The 17,027-nt window shown below is 65.6% G+C and carries 19 protein-coding genes; 7 read left to right on the top strand and 12 right to left on the bottom strand.

The window, feature by feature from the left end; translation table 11 throughout:
* Positions 1-199 precede the first annotated feature (199 nt).
* The 5 genes from A5625_RS26060 to lmeA form a co-directional block, all read right to left on the bottom strand.
* Positions 200-502: a DUF1416 domain-containing protein gene (locus A5625_RS26060; protein WP_066880637.1), complete on the bottom strand. Its 303-nt coding sequence runs from the start codon at positions 500-502 to the stop codon at positions 200-202.
* Position 503: 1 nt separating this feature from the next.
* A complete protein-coding gene (locus tag A5625_RS26055; RefSeq protein ID WP_067001171.1) occupies positions 504-1,337 on the bottom strand; it encodes a sulfurtransferase in 834 nt (277 codons plus the stop codon).
* Between the two features lie 36 nt (positions 1,338-1,373).
* On the bottom strand, positions 1,374-1,844 hold the full coding sequence (locus A5625_RS26050) for a DUF4395 domain-containing protein (protein ID WP_067001161.1): 471 nt from the start codon (positions 1,842-1,844) through the stop codon (positions 1,374-1,376).
* A gap of 223 nt (positions 1,845-2,067) precedes the next feature.
* Complete coding sequence (locus A5625_RS26045) at positions 2,068-2,487, bottom strand: co-chaperone YbbN (protein WP_067001158.1); 420 nt, start codon at positions 2,485-2,487, stop codon at positions 2,068-2,070.
* Positions 2,484-3,296: a mannan chain length control protein LmeA gene (lmeA, locus tag A5625_RS26040; RefSeq protein WP_067001155.1), complete on the bottom strand. Its 813-nt coding sequence runs from the start codon at positions 3,294-3,296 to the stop codon at positions 2,484-2,486. Before lmeA ends, A5625_RS26045 begins: the two co-directional genes overlap by 4 nt.
* A 178-nt stretch (positions 3,297-3,474) precedes the next feature.
* On the opposite strand from lmeA, the gene A5625_RS26035 reads away from it, so the two are divergent.
* The 6 genes from A5625_RS26035 to pstB all read left to right on the top strand — a co-directional run bounded on the left by A5625_RS26035 (position 3,475) and on the right by pstB (position 9,245).
* On the top strand, positions 3,475-4,242 hold the full coding sequence (locus tag A5625_RS26035) for a response regulator transcription factor (RefSeq protein ID WP_067001152.1): 768 nt from the start codon (positions 3,475-3,477) through the stop codon (positions 4,240-4,242).
* Positions 4,239-5,168: a mycothiol synthase gene (gene mshD / locus A5625_RS26030; RefSeq protein WP_067001149.1), complete on the top strand. Its 930-nt coding sequence runs from the start codon at positions 4,239-4,241 to the stop codon at positions 5,166-5,168. Before A5625_RS26035 ends, mshD begins: the two co-directional genes overlap by 4 nt.
* A gap of 166 nt (positions 5,169-5,334) precedes the next feature.
* Positions 5,335-6,459: a phosphate ABC transporter substrate-binding protein PstS gene (gene pstS / locus A5625_RS26025; protein WP_067001146.1), complete on the top strand. Its 1,125-nt coding sequence runs from the start codon at positions 5,335-5,337 to the stop codon at positions 6,457-6,459.
* Positions 6,460-6,510: 51 nt separating this feature from the next.
* Positions 6,511-7,545, top strand: coding sequence for a phosphate ABC transporter permease subunit PstC (gene pstC / locus A5625_RS26020; RefSeq protein WP_369830052.1), 1,035 nt, complete (start codon positions 6,511-6,513; stop codon positions 7,543-7,545).
* Complete coding sequence (gene pstA / locus A5625_RS26015; RefSeq protein ID WP_067001142.1) at positions 7,542-8,468, top strand: phosphate ABC transporter permease PstA; 927 nt, start codon at positions 7,542-7,544, stop codon at positions 8,466-8,468. The genes pstC and pstA overlap by 4 nt, the downstream gene beginning before the upstream one ends.
* Complete coding sequence (gene pstB, locus A5625_RS26010; RefSeq protein ID WP_067001140.1) at positions 8,469-9,245, top strand: phosphate ABC transporter ATP-binding protein PstB; 777 nt, start codon at positions 8,469-8,471, stop codon at positions 9,243-9,245.
* Positions 9,246-9,272: 27 nt separating this feature from the next.
* Here pstB and phoU read toward each other — a convergent pair whose 3' ends face one another.
* The 5 genes from phoU to A5625_RS25985 all read right to left on the bottom strand — a co-directional run bounded on the left by phoU (position 9,273) and on the right by A5625_RS25985 (position 15,260).
* On the bottom strand, positions 9,273-9,941 hold the full coding sequence (gene phoU, locus A5625_RS26005) for a phosphate signaling complex protein PhoU (protein WP_067001138.1): 669 nt from the start codon (positions 9,939-9,941) through the stop codon (positions 9,273-9,275).
* A 58-nt stretch (positions 9,942-9,999) separates the two neighbouring features.
* Positions 10,000-12,012, bottom strand: coding sequence for an LCP family protein (locus tag A5625_RS26000; protein ID WP_232003832.1), 2,013 nt, complete (start codon positions 12,010-12,012; stop codon positions 10,000-10,002).
* A gap of 300 nt (positions 12,013-12,312) precedes the next feature.
* Positions 12,313-13,446, bottom strand: coding sequence for a tRNA dihydrouridine synthase DusB (dusB, locus tag A5625_RS25995; protein WP_067001132.1), 1,134 nt, complete (start codon positions 13,444-13,446; stop codon positions 12,313-12,315).
* A 7-nt stretch (positions 13,447-13,453) separates the two neighbouring features.
* Positions 13,454-14,476: an acyl-ACP desaturase gene (locus A5625_RS25990; RefSeq protein ID WP_067001129.1), complete on the bottom strand. Its 1,023-nt coding sequence runs from the start codon at positions 14,474-14,476 to the stop codon at positions 13,454-13,456.
* Between the two features lie 169 nt (positions 14,477-14,645).
* Positions 14,646-15,260, bottom strand: coding sequence for a TetR/AcrR family transcriptional regulator (locus tag A5625_RS25985; protein ID WP_156748579.1), 615 nt, complete (start codon positions 15,258-15,260; stop codon positions 14,646-14,648).
* Between the two features lie 58 nt (positions 15,261-15,318).
* Here A5625_RS25985 and A5625_RS25980 point away from each other — a divergent pair, with 58 nt between their 5' ends.
* A complete protein-coding gene (locus A5625_RS25980; RefSeq protein WP_067001122.1) occupies positions 15,319-16,392 on the top strand; it encodes an oxygenase MpaB family protein in 1,074 nt (357 codons plus the stop codon).
* Between the two features lie 24 nt (positions 16,393-16,416).
* Here the strand turns inward: A5625_RS25980 and A5625_RS28720 are convergent, their stop codons facing one another.
* Both A5625_RS28720 and A5625_RS25970 read right to left on the bottom strand, forming a co-directional pair.
* Positions 16,417-16,617, bottom strand: a complete 201-nt coding sequence (locus A5625_RS28720) for a zinc transporter Slc39a7 (protein WP_082984560.1) — start codon at positions 16,615-16,617, stop codon at positions 16,417-16,419.
* A gap of 42 nt (positions 16,618-16,659) precedes the next feature.
* On the bottom strand, positions 16,660-17,019 hold the full coding sequence (locus A5625_RS25970) for a metalloregulator ArsR/SmtB family transcription factor (RefSeq protein ID WP_232003830.1): 360 nt from the start codon (positions 17,017-17,019) through the stop codon (positions 16,660-16,662).
* Positions 17,020-17,027 lie beyond the last annotated feature (8 nt).

The following is a 17,027-nucleotide window of genomic DNA, read 5'->3' as shown; positions in this document are numbered from 1 at the left end:
AATAGCTGCGTGCGGGAGGTGCCCCCGCTGGATCGTCGCCGGCGCGGGTCACGACTCGTCAGTGATGAGCCGGTAGAGGGTGTAGAGGGCGAACCATGAAATCACCACGACCGCCACAACCAGCATGATCTCGAAGAACAACACCACGGGGACAAGTCTATTCGTCCCGCGGCGTCCCCGTTGGGGGCGGCCGGTGGGGTCAGGCGATCTTGACGTCGACCTCGTGGATGCCCGCACCCGACGGCGCCACCACGGCGTCGCCGTTGCCGGCCTTGGACAGGGCACGCAGGGTCCACGAACCGGGAGCCGCGAAGAACCGGAAGTCGCCGGTGGCCGAGGCCACCACCTCAGCGGTGAACTCGTCCGAGGAGTCCAGCAGGCGGACGAACGCGCCACCCACTGCCTGGCCGTCGCCGTCCACGACGCGACCGGTGATCACCGTTTCCTTTTCCAGGTCGACGCTGGCGGGCAACGTCAGTCCTTGTTTCGGTGCAGAGCACATATCAGCTTCCCAACTCGATCGGGGCGCCCACCAGGGAGCCGTATTCCGTCCAACTGCCGTCGTAGTTCTTGACATTCCGGTGCCCGAGCAATTCATAGAGAACGAACCAGGTGTGCGACGACCGCTCGCCGATGCGGCAGTAGGCGATCGTTTCCTTTTCGCCGTCCAGGCCGGCGGCGGTGTAGAGCTTGGCCAGCTCCTCGTCGGACTTGAAGGTGCCGTCCTCGTTAGCGGCCTTGCTCCATGGCACGTTGATGGCGCCGGGGATGTGGCCGGGCCGCTGGCTTTGCTCCTGCGGCAGGTGCGCGGGCGCCAGAATTTTGCCGGAGAACTCGTCGGGGGACCGCACGTCCACCAGGTTCTTGACGTTGATGGCCGCGATGACGTCGTCGCGGAACGCGCGGATGCTGTTGTCCGGGGCGGCGGCGGTGTACGACGTCGCGGGCCTGCTGACCGGCTCGCTGGACAGCGCGCGACCGTCGAGCTCCCATGTTTTGCGGCCGCCGTCGAGCAGCTTGACCTTGTCGTGGCCGTACAGCTTGAAATACCAGTACGCGTAGGCGGCGAACCAGTTGTTGTTGCCGCCGTAGAGGATCACGGTGTCGTCGTTGGAGACGCCCCGCTCGCTGAGCAGTTTGGAGAACTGCTGCGCATCGACAAAGTCGCGTTTGACCGGGTCCTGCAGATCGGAGCGCCAGTCCAGCTTGATCGCGCCGGGGATGTGGGCGGCGTCGTAAGCGCTGGTGTCTTCGTCGACTTCGACGAAGACGACGCCTGGGGCGTCGAGATTGCTCTCAGCCCAGTCGGTGGAGACCAGGACATCGGAGCGTGCCATGGAGTGGATCCTTTCAATCGCTTTTGTTACAGCAGGTCAGATGGTGCGCGCGGGGCGTCGGAAACGGGCGACCAGCGGGTAGAGCTGGCAACCCAGGCAGATGCCGAACGCCGCATTGAGAAACGCGGCCGCCAGGGCGGCCGCGGTGGCGATGACGCCGAGCAGGACAGCGCCGGCGGCGAACCCGGCAGTACCAAGCACCGCGAAGATCAGGCCGACGAGTTGGGCGAACTTCAGCGGTGCGGTCGGTTCGCGATCCTGCACCGGCCCCAGCCGGGGCGCGACGACGGCGGCGAAGATCCGGCCATAAGGATGCTTGCGCGGCCCACCGACCGCGCCGATGCCAAAGATGACGGCTTGAACAGCCAGAATCACCGCCGCACCGCGCGGGCTGGCCGCCGACACGACGAGCGCCAGCACCAAGACTGCGGTGGTGACCCAAGCGGCGAATCGTGGTCCACGCACGTCGACCAGGTCGGGCTGCGTGGTGGTGTTGTTGCTTGGCAAGGTACTACTCCTCGATACCTCTATTGCTGATGGAAACGACGAATGGAGACACGCCACGGTCGGGATCCGAGGCCGCTCCGAGTGCTACGCGAAAACGCGGCTACTCAGCGGCAACAGCAACAACAACAGCCCGCGGTGCGGCACAGGGCAACTGCGCGACGCTGGGTGAGCATGGGCTCAAGGCGGGCTGACACGTCGGTCAGCTTACCCAATGACACCGTCGTCAAGCCAACAGCGGTTTCAGGGCGGACCGCAGGTCGGCGGCGTTGGGCACTCCGGAGCTGCGGTATCGCTGCCGGCCGTCGACATCGAAGATCAACGTGGTGGGCAGAGACAAAACCGAATACCGCCGTGCTGTCTGCGGATTGGCGTCCAGGTCGATCTCGACGTGGGCCACATCGCCGAGGTCGCCGCAGACCTGGTCGACGACCCGGCGGACCCGGTCGCAGGGCCCACACCACGGTGCGCTGAAATGCACAACGGTCGGTCCGTCGCGGGACAGCCCGAGGGCGGCGATGTCGGCGTCGGTGTCGGTATCCGGCTTGGAATCGATCTCCCGGATGCTTCCGGAGCGACGGGTCAACAACCACCCGGCGAGTGTTGCCGCCGCGAGCACCGCGACCGTCACGACGATGATGGTCATGACTGTTTAAACCCGTCGAGGGCCACGGTTAGTCCATGGGTGATGCCCTCGATGATGACGTCGGATCCCCGGGCTCCCTCGGTGGTCGGCGCGACACCGAAGGGCAGCCGCTGGTCAGGCAGTCTTCCGCCGAAGGCGTGCAGCACGGCGTCGCGCTTGTCCTCCGGCACGGTCTGATTGGCGGTGTCGGATCCGGTGAGGACGCCGGTCGGGGTGAAAACCAGCGTCGCCGGGTCATCGGGGGCGATAGAGAGGTCGACCGAGACGCTGACCCGGCGATCGAAACCTGCCGACTTGGGCGTGCCGGTGAACACCAGTCCGTGGCTTCCCGAGATGCCTGATGCGGTGACGCCGCCGGTGGAGGTGTTGGTTTCCTTGGCTGGTGCCTCGACCATCAGGTCGCTGATCCCCATGAACCGGCCCAGGTGCGTCGAGTCGATGATGATGCGGCTCTCCAGCTTGTCCACCGCGAGCTTCGCGTCCGGGCCGATCAGCCAGGACGCCCGGGCCAAACTCACTGAGTACATCGTCGCTTCCAGGGTGGCCTTTCCGGTCATCGCGTGCCCGACGGCGTTTGCCTTGATCTCCACCTGGTCGTAGTTCCCACGCATCGCCTGCGGAATGAACGGAAATGCCACGATGGCCACGAACGGGTCGCTGTTCAGACCGGCCGCTTTACGCACGCTGGACGACAGCCGGTATTCGGCATAGATGCTGGTCCCGTAGTCGACGCCGATCGCACCGAGGACGACCACCGCAACCACGATCGCCATCGCGGTCACAGCAATCAGCACCTTGCGCACCCGGATATTGTGGCGTAACGCTCGCGAGTTGGTGGTGGCCGGACCCTCCGGTGGCGGGGCTCACACTGGCTCACCTGTCACGCGAAAAAACCTGGTAACACGTTATCGTTAGATGACCTGGTAACTAACGCTTAATGGCGTTGTGAATGTGGGAGATGCCGTTCCCCCGAGCTGGAGGGACTAGTTGGAGCTACTACTGCTGACCTCGGAGCTGCATCCCGACCCGGTCTTGCCGTCGTTGTCCCTGCTTCCGCACGCGGTCCGAACGGCGCCGCCAGAACCCGCGTCCCTGCTCGAGGCCGGGACGGCTGATGCGGTGATCGTGGATGCGCGCACGGATCTGTCGTCGGCCCGAGGGCTGTGCCGGCTGTTGAGCACGGCCGGCCGGTCGGTTCCGGTGTTGGCCGTGGTGACCGAAGGCGGCCTGGTCGCTGTCAGCGCCGACTGGGGTCTGGACGAGATCTTGCTGCCCACCACCGGCCCCGCTGAGGTCGACGCGCGGCTGCGGCTGGTGGTCGGCCGCCACGGCGGCCTCGCGGACCAGGAGAGCGCCGGCAAGGTGAGCCTGGGCGAGTTGGTGATCGATGAAGGCACCTACACCGCCCGGCTGCGGGGCCGTCCGTTGGATCTCACGTACAAAGAGTTCGAGCTGCTCAAGTATCTGGCTCAGCATGCCGGGCGGGTGTTCACCCGCGCGCAACTGCTGCACGAGGTATGGGGATACGACTTCTTCGGCGGCACCCGCACCGTCGATGTGCACGTGCGTCGGCTGCGGGCCAAACTCGGTCCCGAGTACGAAGCGCTCATCGGGACGGTACGCAACGTGGGTTACAAGGCCGTCCGGCCGGCGCGCGGCCGCAGCCAGGTTGCCGAACCCGACCAGACCGACGGCGCCGACTCCGAAACCGAGGACGTCCAGGATCCACTGGTCGATCCGCTGCATACTCAGTGACTTCAGCCGACTGGCGCCGGACACTGACGGCCGAAGAGCAGCAAGGCGTACGCGAACTTGTCAGCGCGGCAACCGAATCCGACGGGGTAGCGCCCGTCGGTGAACAGGTGCTGCGCGAACTCGGGCACGACCGCACCGAGCACCTGCTGATCACGGATTCCGCGGACGACGCGATCATCGGTTACCTCAATCTGAGCCCACCGCGCGACAGCGAGAGCGGTATGGCCGAACTCGTCGTGCATCCGCAGGCGCGTCGGCGCGGGATCGGGACCACACTGGCACGCGCGGCGTTGGCCAAAACCGGTGCAGCCAACCGGTTCTGGGCGCACGGCACGCTCGAGCCGGCCCGCGCGACCGCGTCCGCTCTGGGTCTTGCCCCGGTGCGGGAACTGATCCAGATGCGACGCTCGCTGCGCGATCTGCCTGACAGCGTGCGCCCGGTGCCCGGAGTGCACATCCGCACCTATGCGGGCACCGCCGATGACGCCGAGTTGCTGCGGGTCAACAACGCCGCGTTCGCCTACCACCCCGAACAGGGCGGCTGGACGGACGCCGAACTAGCCGAGCGGCGCGCCGAGCCCTGGTTTGACCCGGCGGGCCTGTTTCTCGCCTTCGGCGACGCCCAAGGTGATCAGGCCGGCAAACTGCTCGGCTTCCATTGGACGAAGGTGCATCTCGATCGGCCCGGCCTGGGTGAGGTGTATGTGCTGGGCGTCGATCCGGCCGCGCAGGGCCGCGGCTTGGGGCAGGCGTTGACCGCCGTCGGCATCGATTGGCTCGGACGCCGCCTGGCCGACGCCGACGAACCGACCGTGATGCTCTATGTCGAGTCCGACAACGTCGCCGCGGTGCGTACCTACCAGCGCTTGGGCTTCACCACCTACAGCGTCGACACCGCATACGCGGTCGTACCCGCTGCCAACTGACCGCGGGTACGAGCGGCACCAACCCCGATCGTTAATCTGGTCTTTGCTACTGAGACGTTGATGTAGGCCGCGTCGGCGCATATCTTGCCGACACTTGGCAACCTAACAAGGGAATAGGCCAGCGGCGCCCGGCACGCGTCCGGAACGCGTCAAGAAAGCGAGATCGGTGAGTCTGGACAGGCAGGGCAGGGCGCTGGCCGCCGCGGCTTTGGCGACCGCACTCGGCGCCGCGGCGCTGACCGCCTGCGGTAGCGATGAAAACCATCGCGGCAACACCGCGCCCAGCGTCTCCGGCGTCACCGCAACGGCGGGATGTGGCGGCAAGGACAAGCTGACGGCGGAGGGCTCAACCGCCCAACAGAACGCGATCACGGTGTTCAACCGGGCGTGGGGGCAGTACTGCCCGGGCAAAGGCCTGGCCTATAACCCGACCGGATCCGGTGCCGGGCGCGAGCAGTTCATCGCCGGACATGTCGATTTCGCGGGCGCCGACTCGCCCTTGGTCGCCGACCAGATCGGCCCCGCCGCCAAACGCTGCAACGGCAACCCGGCCTGGGATCTGCCGCTGGTCTTCGGGCCGATCGGGATCGTCTACAACCTGCCCGGAGATCCGCCGCTGGTGATCAACAGTGACGCGCTGGCCAAGATTTTCAGCGGCAGGATCACCACCTGGAACGACCCGATCCTGGTCGCCCTCAATCCGGGCGCGGCGCTGCCCAACACCAAGATCACGCCGATCTACCGCACCGACTCGTCGGGAACCACCGACAACGTCCAGAAATATCTGACCGCGGCCGCGCCGCAGAGTTGGTCCAGGGGAGTGGGCACGGAGTTTCAGGGCGGCGTCGGCGAGGGCGCCGCGAAGTCGGCCGGCGTCATTCAGGCGGTCCGGGCCACCCCTGGCGCCATCGGATATGTAGAGAAGGGATTCGCCGACCAGGCCGGTACGCCTTACGCGAAGATCTCCACCCGCGGTGGCGTGATTCCGCTCACCGACGAGACGGCCGGGAATGCAGTCAACGCGGCCAAGTTCCTCGGCGAGGGCGCTGACCTGGTCCTCGACCTGAACGCCATGTACGGCTCACAGGAGCCGGATGTGTACCCATTGCTGCTGGTCACCTACGAGATCGTGTGTTCCAAGGGCTACGACGATCAGACCGCTGCGGCAGTCAAATCGTTCCTTGGTGTCGCCGCCACCAGCGCGCAGGGTGAGCTTGCTAAGGCCGGCTACGTGCCATTGCCCGATAAGGTCAGGGAACGACTGGTCACGGCCATCGAGGCGATGCAGTAGCCAGGTGAATCGGGTTTCAAGGAGCGACAGCAGAACTGTGACGGGATCACAGTGACAACGCCAAACCCCATCGACGCGGGTTCGGGTGCGGTCGTCGCCGCGCCGTTTCCGGAGTCGCCCGCCACCCCTACCAGTCCCTGGGGAGCGGGACGGCCCCATGTGGCAGACCGGATTTTCCGCTGGCTGGCGCAGTCGTCAGGGGTGTTCATCGTCGCCGTGATCGTCGCGATTGCCGCCTTCCTGCTCGCTCGCGCGATACCGGCGCTGCAACGCAACCGCGAGAATTTCTTCAGCTACGGCGGCAACTGGGTGACTACCAACACCTCGGCGATGCACTTCGGCATTGCCAGCCTGCTGCCGGTCACCGTGTTCGTGTCGCTGTTCGCGTTGGTCCTGGCCATGCCGGTCGCGCTGGGTGTCGCGCTCTTCATCACGGAATACGCGCCACGACGAGTCGCCACACCGCTGGCCTACTCGGTCGACCTGCTGGCCGCGGTCCCCTCGATCATCTATGGAGCGTGGGGACTGTATGTGTTGGCGCCGCTGCTGCGTCCGGTCGCCACCTGGCTCAATCGCTCGATGAAATGGTGTTTCCTGTTCGCCGACGGAAACGCCTCACCCGCCGGCGGCGGCACCATCTTCACCGGCGGAATCGTGCTGGCGGTGATGATTCTGCCGATCATCACCGCCGTCACCCGCGAAGTGTTCATCCAGACACCGCAGGGCGAAATCGAGGCCATGCTGGCTCTCGGTGCCACCCGCTGGGAAGTGGTGAAAACCGTCACGCTGCCGTTCGGCCGGTCGGGATACATCAGCGGCTCGATGCTGGGCCTGGGCCGTGCCCTGGGCGAAACGGTGGCGCTGCTGATCATCTTGCGGGGCACCCAGTCGGCCTTCGGTTGGTCGCTGTTCGACGGCGGCTCCACCTTCGCCACCAAAATCGCCGGCGCTGCTGCGGAGTTCGATGACCGCTTCAAAGCCGGCGCGTATATCGCCGCCGGGCTGACGCTCTTCGTGGTCACCTTCCTGGTCGACGCCCTGGCGCGCGGGGCCGTCGCCGGGGCCGCGAGAAAGGGCGTGCGATGACCTCGATGTTGGACCGCCCGCTCAAGCCGCGCACGTTCTCGCCCGTCAGCCGGCGCCGGCGTATCGCGAATTACGTTGCGGCGGGGCTGGTTTCACTGTCGCTGCTGGTCGCCGTGACGCCGTTGGTGATGGTGCTGTGGTCGGTGGTCACCAAAGGGTTCAGGGCGGTCACCTCAACGGTGTGGTGGTCGCATTCGCAAGCCGGGATGACGGCATTCGTCACCGGTGGCGGTGCCTACCATGCGCTGATCGGCACGCTGCTGCAGGGATTGATCTGTGCCGCCATCTCGGTCCCTCTGGGCCTGATGGTCGCGATCTATCTGGTCGAATACGGCGGCGGCACCGCGCTGGGCAGGTTGGCCTCCTTCATGGTGGACATCCTGAGCGGAGTGCCATCGATTGTTGCGGCGCTGTTCATCTATGCGGCCTGCGTGGCCACGCTGGGACTTCCCCGGTCGGAGTTCGCGGTATCGCTGGCGCTGGTCCTGTTGATGCTCCCGGTAATCGTGCGTGCCACCGAGGAGATGCTGTGGATCGTCCCGGTCGACCTGCGCGAGGCCAGTTATGCGCTGGGCGTTACCAAGTGGAAAACCATTGCCCGGGTGGTCATCCCCACCGGGCTGTCCGGCATCGTCACTGGGATACTGCTGGCGATGGCCAGGGTCATGGGGGAGACGGCGCCGCTGCTGATCCTGGTCGGTTATGCACAATCGATGAACTTCAACATCTTCACCGGCTTCATGGGGACGCTGCCCGGCATGATGTACAACCAGACGTCAGCGGGCGCGGGCCTGAACCCCATCCCCACGGATCGGTTGTGGGGTGCGGCGTTGACCCTGATCCTGGTGATCGCCACCATCAATATCGTGGCCCGAGTGATAGCGAAATTTCTCGGCGCCAAGAATTACAGGCAGGAGCACTAAGTGGCAAAACGGTTGGACCTCAAAGGCGTCAACATCTTCTACGGCGCGTTCCACGCGGTCGCGGATGTGACGCTATCGGTTCTGCCCCGCAGCGTGACGGCGTTCATCGGTCCGTCGGGGTGCGGCAAGACGACAGTGCTGCGCACGCTCAACCGGATGCACGAGGTGGTGCCCGGCGGCCGGGTCGAGGGCAGCGTGCTCCTCGACGACGAAGACATCTATGGCGCCGGCGTCGACCCGGTCGGGGTGCGCCGGGCCATCGGGATGGTGTTTCAGCGTCCGAACCCGTTCCCCGCCATGTCAATTCGCGACAACGTCGTAGCCGGCTTGAAACTGCAGGGAATGCGCAACCGCAAGGTGCTCGATGAGACGACCGAGTATTCGCTACGCGGGGCAAACCTCTGGGACGAGGTCAAGAATCGCTTGGACAGGCCCGGCGGTGGGCTTTCCGGAGGGCAGCAGCAGCGGTTGTGCATCGCGCGTGCCATCGCGGTGCAACCCGATGTGCTGCTGATGGACGAGCCGTGCTCGGCGCTGGACCCGATCTCAACGATGGCGATCGAAGAGTTGATCAGCGAGCTGAAACAGGACTACACCATCGTCATCGTCACCCACAACATGCAGCAGGCGGCCCGGGTCAGCGACTACACGGCGTTTTTCAACCTGGAAGCCGTCGGGAAACCGGGGCGGTTGATCGAAGTCGACGACACCGAGAAGATCTTCTCCAACCCGAGCCAGAAGGCAACCGAGGATTACATTTCCGGTCGCTTCGGCTAGCCCGGCGCCGCAGCGGCAGGTGTTCGCTTACTGCGAGGCGGATTTCGTTTCTTCCTCGGGCAGCCGGCCGGTGGCCTGGAAGATGACCCGTCTGGCCACCTCAACGGCATGGTCAGCGAAGCGCTCGTAGAACCGGCCCAGCAGCGTCACGTCGACGGCCGCCGCCACGCCGTGCTTCCATTCCCGGTCCATCAGCACCGAGAACAGATGCCGGTGCAGATCGTCCATGGCGTCGTCTTCTTCGCGAATCCGGGCAGCCTTCTCGGGGTCGCGCGACAACACCACCTCCTGGGCGCTGTTACCCAATTCGACTGCGATGCTGCCCATTTCGGCGAAATAGCCGTTGACCTCTTCCGGCAACGCGTGCTGGGGATGCCGTCGACGGGCGATCTTGGCGACGTGCAGCGCCAGCGCACCCATCCGGTCGATGTCCGCGACCATCTGGATGGCACTCACAATGGCCCTCAGGTCGCCGGCCACCGGCGCCTGCAATGCCAGTAGTACAAAGGCGCTTTCTTCGGCCTCGGCGCTCAGCGCGGCGATGGCTTCGTGATCGGAGATGACCTGTTCGGCTAGCACCAAGTCGGCCTGCAGCAGAGCCTGGGTGGCTCGCTCCATGGCGATTCCTGCCAAGCCGCACATCTCGCCGAGTCGTTCGGACAACTCCGAGAGCTGCTCGTGGTAGGCGGTCCGCATGTCACCAAGCCTACGGTCTCCGCGTGCGAAACGGGCAGCGGAACGCCGTCAAAAACGGCTACTCACAGGTGGTGTCGGCCGCGTTGGTGACGGTCAGGTCCTCGGGCAGCTTGGTTGGTGCGCTGCTCGAGCCGCGTTCGATTTGCAGGCTCATCGACGAGCCGCTGGGCGAGGGAGTGGTGACCGACTTGAAGTCGGGGCCCAAGACGACCTGCACGACCTGCCCGTAGCCGGACACCCGCTGGACTTTCGCGTTGGCGAACGAGGACGCCACGGTGGCGGCGGCCTCTTCGTTGCCGGGGGAGAACAACACCGTCGTCGCGTTCACTGAACTCGGGTAGTCGTCGGGCGACATCACGTTGAAGCCGTCCCGCTTGAGCTGGCTGGTTGCGGTCGCGGCCAGACCGCTCTGGGTGGTCGCGTTGGACACCCGCACCGTCACGCCGCCGGGCGAGGTCGTCGTGACCTGCTGGTGTAGCGCTTCCGGGGCCGGCGCCGGCGACTTCTTGGTGGTGGGCGCTTTCGACGGCCCCGTCGTCGGTGACGCGCTCAAATTCTTTGCGTTCTGGTCGTTTTCCTCGGGCAGCGGGTCGTCGTTGATGATGGCATCGAACAACGCGCGCATATCGGCCATCCGCGGCGGCTCGTCGCCGTTCTCGTCGGTCACACCGGTCGGAACGGTCACAAAGGTGACGTGCCCGGCTGCCATCCCCTGCAACGACTGACCGAGTTGGACCAAATCCCTGGATTGAACGTTGTCGACGACGGTGTCGCTGATGAACATGTTGACGACGTTGTTGAGCTTGTTGAGGTCGAGCAACGTGTCCTCGGAGATCAACGACCGCAGCAGGGACGACAAGAACAGCTGCTGGCGTTTGATCCGGCCGTAATCGCCGTTCACCTCGGTGGTGACCTGACGGGCCCGCACGTAGTTCAAGGCGGTCGAGCCGTCGAGGACCTGCCGTCCGCCGTGTTCGAGAACCGTGCCCAACTCGTAGTCGTGCAGCGGGGTGCTCGAGCAGACTTCAACGCCGCCGAGGGTGTCCACCATTTTCGCGAATCCGGAGAAGTCGACCGCGATGAAGCGGTTGATGCTCAATCCGGACAGCTTCTGGATCTCTTTGACCAGGCACTTCGGGCCACCGAAGGCGAACGCCGAGTTCAGTTTGGTTTCGGTGTAGACCATCTTCGGGCCGTAGGTCTTGGTCTTCTCGTCGTAAAGCGGCCCGTACTTGCCGGTGGCGGGGTTCCACGCTTCACATTGCATCGGGGTAATCGCCAGGTCGCGCGGGAATGACACCGCTACCACGCGTTTCCGGTTGGCCGGAATGTTGACCAGCATGACGGTGTCCGAGCGTTCTCCGTCCGCATCGTCGGTGGTGCCGGCGCCCATGGTGGCGTTGTCGCCCGAGCGCGAGTCCAGACCGACGATCAGGAAGTTTTCGTCGCCGTACTGCCCGCCCGGGTCGCGGATGTCGTTGGAGTTCTGGTCGAGCGCGCTGATGGTGTTGAGCCGAGCGTTTTTCGATGTGTTCCATTGCCATGCGCTGCCGGTCATGACCAGGGCCAGCACGGCGGCCAAGGCCGCCATCGATCGCGCCGCCACCAGTAGCGGACGGCGGCGTTTTCGTTCCCCGGCGCCGGTGTCGACATCGTCAAGGTCAGCGTCTTCGGGGTCGTCATCGTTCGGGTAATCGGCGGCTTCGAGAGAGCGAAGCTCGGCGACCGCATCCAGCGAGTAGGCCAGATCGTCGATCACCTGGGTCTGCTGCAGGGCGATCGGCAGACTCTGCTCGGCCGCGGACGGCTCGTCGCGGTCAGGTTCGGCCAGGTAGAAGTCGTCCTCGACCGGCTCGGGCTCCGGAGCGGCCCGATGGTGAACGGGCCGGTCGGGAGCACCGATTTTGGCGATCAGGTCGGCGACGCTGACGCCGCCCCCGGTGTGCGATCCGCCCTGCTCGGCGTCGTCCTCGGGCGGTTCGACAGGCTCCATCGCGGCGTCGGGCTGCCACCGATGGAGGCTGTCATCAACCGGTGGTTGAAAGAATCGCTCCCAGGGCGCGGCACCCAACGGTGTCGGGTTCGCCACGACCGGCTGGGCGTGCCCCCCGCCCGCGCTGTGCCGACCGTGACGAGTGGCGTCGTTCTCGGCGTCACTCATGTCTTACCGGCCTCCGAAGCTCTGAATGCAGACGTCAGCGTTTGCGTGCGTAATGTCTGGCCCAGCGCTGCATGCCGGGCGCTGCGGCTCATGCCAACCGATCGTCGTCACCCTCGCGCAGCGGCACCGAACCCATCCGCTACCCGAGCGCATGCAACAAAGCCCACATCGTACTGAGTTATCGGTCCGGACGCGATCCCGAGCGGTCGCTCAGCCGCCGGAGTGCATCACGTCGGCGCCGGCCGGCACTGTGCAGTCGTCGGGGTCGGTCAGCCAGCCTTCCGGCAGCACCACCCGGGCCGGTGAGCCCTGCCGGCCGCGCGGGCCCGTCGCCTCATCGGGGAACGGCACGTCGCCGTCCAGCCGGTCGAGCAGGGAGTCCAGCTCATCGAGTGTCTTGACCATCGCCAGCGCCCGGCGCAGCTCGGAGCCGGCCGGAAAGCCGTGCAGGTACCAGGCGATGTGCTTGCGGATGTCACGCATGCCTTTGTCCTCGCCGAAATGCGCGGTCAGCAGCCGCCCGTGCCGTCGGACGATGTCGGCGACCTCGCCCAGCGTCGGCGGCGTAGGCGGCGGGCTGCCGGTGAACGCCGCGGACAATTCGGCGAAGAGCCAGGGCCGGCCCAAACAGCCACGGCCGATGACGACGCCGTCGCATCCGGTGGTGGCCATCATCGTCAGGGCGTCACTGGCGTCGTAGATGTCGCCGTTGCCCAGCACCGGGATGCTCCGAACATGCTGTTTAAGCCGGGCGATCTGTTCCCAGTCCGCCGTTCCGGAGTAGCGCTGCGCCGCCGTGCGGGCGTGTAGTGCGACGGCGGCGGCCCCTTCGCCTTCGGCGATGCGGCCGGCATCGAGGTGCGTGTGGTGCTCGTCGTCGATGCCGATGCGGAACTTGACCGTCACCGGTATCTGCGTGCCCTCGGTGCCGCGCAGGGCCGCGGCGACGATCTGACCGAAGAGTCGCCGTTTGTAGGGCAGCGCGGATCCGCCGCCACGCTTGGTCACCTTGGGCACCGGGCAGCCGAAATTCATGTCGATGTGATCGGCCAGGCCTTCGTCGGCGATCATCTTGGCGGCCGCGTAGGTGGTCGCTGGGTCGACGGTGTAGAGCTGCAGCGAGCGCGGCGACTCGTCGGGGGCGAACGTGGTCATGTGCATGGTGGCCGGATGACGTTCGACAAGCGCACGCGCCGTTACCATTTCGCAAACGTAGAGCCCGCTGACGGTGCCGACCTTGGCTTGCTCCAGCTCACGGCACAGCGTCCGGAATGCAACGTTTGTCACGCCCGCCATCGGTGCCAGGACCACCGGGCTGGCCAGCGCGATGGAACCGATGCGCACCGCCTGGTTACCGCCGGCTCATGGTCAGCGTGCCCGCGGTCTGATGCAGCTCGAACGCGGTGGTCCGCTTGCCGGTACGTTCTTCCCGCTGGAGCTGGCGCTGCTTGGACTGCTCGAATTTGTCGCAGGAGGCCTCGAGCTCCTTGATCAGCACGCCCAGGTCGTCGCGCAGCGCGGCGGCCTCCCCGGTGAAGTCCTCACGCTCGAAGATGCGCCATTTCTTCAACACCGGCATGACCACCTCGTCGAGGTGGATGCGCGGGTCGTAGACGCCACCCACGGCGATGACCACGGCTTTACGGCGGAACTCGGGCACCTGGTAGCCCGGCATCTGGAAGTTGCGCAGCACCTTGTGCAGCGACTTCATCGCCTGATTCGGCGATGCCTCGAAACCGGCCTCGCTGACATCCCGGTAGAAGATCATGTGCAGGTTCTCGTCGGCCGAGATCTTGGCCAGCAGCTGGTCGGCAATGGTCTCGTTGCAGGCCTTGCCAGTGTTGCGGTGCGAAATCCGGGTCGCCAGCTCCTGGAACGTCACGTAGATGACCGAGTCGAACAGGCTTTCGGCGAACAGATCGGCCCGAACCTGATGGTTCTGGCCCGGGCTGAAGCCGCGGTTCACCACCTCGATGCGCAGCTTCTCCAGCTCGACCGGGTCTACCGCGCGCGTCACCACCAGGTAGTCGCGCAACGCGATGCCGTGCCGGTTCTCCTCGGCGGTCCACCGGTTGACCCACTGGCCCCAGGCGCCGTCAAGGCCGAAGTTCATCGCGATCTCGCGGTGATAGGACGGCAGGTTGTCCTCGGTCATCAGGTTCTGCACCATCGCCACCTGAGCGACATCAGATAGCTGAGATTGACCGGGCTCCCAGTCCTGCCCACCGAGCGCGTAGTAGTTCTTGCCGTCCGACCACGGGATGTAGTCGTGCGGGTTCCAGTTCTTGTGCATGCTCTCGTGCCGGTTCAGGTATTTTTCGACGAACGGCTCGAGTTCATGCAGCAGCTGTAGGTTTGTCAGCTCGGCTGACATATGGCCTCCAGTTATCTGTGTCGATGGGTAGCAGTCAATATATCTGTGTACTTCAGTAGCATCAAGTTCCCTATCCGGCGCGCCAGGCGACGTTTTGATGCCGGTTCCGAGCCAGGCGCTGACGGGGTCCAGTCCTACGATTTGCCGATGCGGCGCAAATGAAAACGCGCTACGGCGACTTGCCGAGATCATCGGCCGGCACGTACGGCGCGGCGGTGATGTACAGCATGTCGACGCAGTAATCGATGAACTGTTTGCGAGTCGCGCCCAGCTGCCCGTGTAGATAAGCGGTGAACAGGCTGGACAGCCCGCCGACCAGGCTGGTGGCGATCATCTTCTGCAGCACGGCGTCACCGATCCGGGACAACTTGCGCTGCAGCAGATCGATGAAATTGGGCATCCACTCCGCGCCGGAGCGGGTCAGAATCGGCTCCACCGCCGGCGCCAGCAACAGCACACGCCCGCGCACCGGGTCGTCGACCATCAGCTCCACGAATCGCTCCACGGCCTCCCGCGGCGTCGTCGCCGACGTCAGGGTGTTCATCGCGCGCGTGCACACATCGTCGTAGACCGCGCGCACGAATTCGTCACGGTCGGCGAAGCTTTCGTAGAAATAGCGTTCGGTCAGCGCCGCCTCTCGGCACACCGCCCGCACGGTGAGCGCGGGCCCCCCGGAACTGCCCAGCAATTGCACCCCGGCGTCGATGAGGTTGTCTCGGCGAAGCGCGAGGCGACTCTCCAAGGGGACGCCCGTCCAGCGCCCCCGTCGTTGACCCGTCTGCACATCGCTCCTAAGCTCGGAAACTGACAACGGTTGTAGTCAAAACTACAGGGATCCAATAGTGACTCAAGATACGTCCGCATCGCGGCCTCTGACCAGCGACGTAGCGGCTAGGGATGTCACCGGCGCCGCTGAGCAGCCGGTTTCGGCCGGGCCAACCGACGCGTCCGACGGTGTCGCCGGCGGCTGTCCGGTATCGCCGGCGGGGTACGACGCACCGCCCGCACCGCTGGGTCCCGACTCGCTGACCTGGCGGTACTTCGGGGACTGGCGGGGCATGCTGCAGGGCCCGTGGGCGGGATCGATGCAAAACATGCATCCGCAGCTGGGCGCGGCGGTCATCGATCACTCCACGTTCTTCCGCGAGCGCTGGCCACGGTTGCTGCGATCGCTGTACCCCATCGGCGGAGTCGTGTTCGACGGGGACCGCGCCCCGGTCACCGGCGCCGAGGTCCGCGATTACCACACCGACATCAAGGGAGTCGACGAACAAGGCCGGCGCTACCACGCGTTGAACCCCGACGTCTTCTACTGGGCGCACTCCACCTTCTTTATGGGCACCATTCACGTGGCCGAACGGTTCTGCGGCGGCATCACCGAGGAGCAGAAGCGCCAGCTGTTCGACGAACACGTCGAGTGGTACCGGATGTACGGCATGAGCATGCGGCCGGTGCCGGAATCGTGGGAGGAATTTCAGGCCTACTGGGACCACATGTGCCGCAACGTGCTGGAGAGCAATTGGGCGGCCAGGGCCGTGCTCGATCTGACTGAGCTGCCGAAACCGCCCTTCGCGCAATGGATTCCGGACCCGTTGTGGGCCGCGCAACGCAAACTGCTGGCGCCGTTTTTCGTCTGGGTGACGGTCGGCCTGTATGACCCGCCGGTGCGCGAGTTGATGGGCTACCGATGGTCACGCCGCGACGAGTGGCTGCACCGGCGCTTCGGGGACCTGGTTCGTGGCGTGTTCGCCCTGGTGCCCAGCAGATTCCGCAAGCACCCCCGGGCGCGTGCCGGGCTGGACCGCGCCAGCGGCCGGATCCCGCTCGATACGCCACTGGTGCAGACTCCGGCGCGCAACCTGCCGCCCGAAGACGAGCGCGGCAACCCCAAGCATTACTGCCCGGTGGTCTCCTGACCCGCTGCTCAGGCGCCGGTCGAGCTACCCGTGGTTGTGACCGTGAACGTCTTCCAGGCCCGCCTGGTGCACGTGCTGGTGAGTGTGTTCGGTCCCGTCGGCGTGAGCGTGCGAGTGTTCGTGCGCGACATGGTCATGCTCATGGGTCGTATGCGCATGGGTGTGCGTCACGTCGCCGTGCTGGTGGTCGTGCTCATGTGGCGCGTCGTGGGTGTGCTCGCTCATTGGTTCTCTCCTTAGGTGAAATATGTTGGCGCGGTGGCTCGCTCAGCGGCCGGTGCTGCGACGCCGGCTCGTCTGGGGCGGCGATTCCGCGACGGCCTTCAGCCCGTTGTCGCCGCGGTGGTGACCGGGCACCCCAGGGCCGGCGTGCTCGGCGTTGAAAACCGCATCAGTGACGAGTTGACGGACGTGGTCGTTTTCCAGGCTGTAGAAAATCGTCGTGCCCTCCCGGCGGGTACGGACCAGGCGTGCCATCCGCAGCTTCGCGAGGTGCTGGGAAACCGACGGCGCTGGCTTGCCTACGTGCTCGGCGAGGTCGTTGACCGACATCTCGCGGTCGGTCAACGACCAGAGCACCTGCACACGAGTGGCGTCGGCCAGCATCCGGAACACCTCGACGACCAGATTGGCCT

Origin of the sequence: Mycobacterium sp. 1465703.0 (assembly GCF_001672975.1) — a bacterium.
GTDB lineage: Bacteria > Actinomycetota > Actinomycetes > Mycobacteriales > Mycobacteriaceae > Mycobacterium.
Note: the sequence above shows the minus strand (reverse complement) of the source record. Positions and strands in the feature narration are given on the sequence as shown.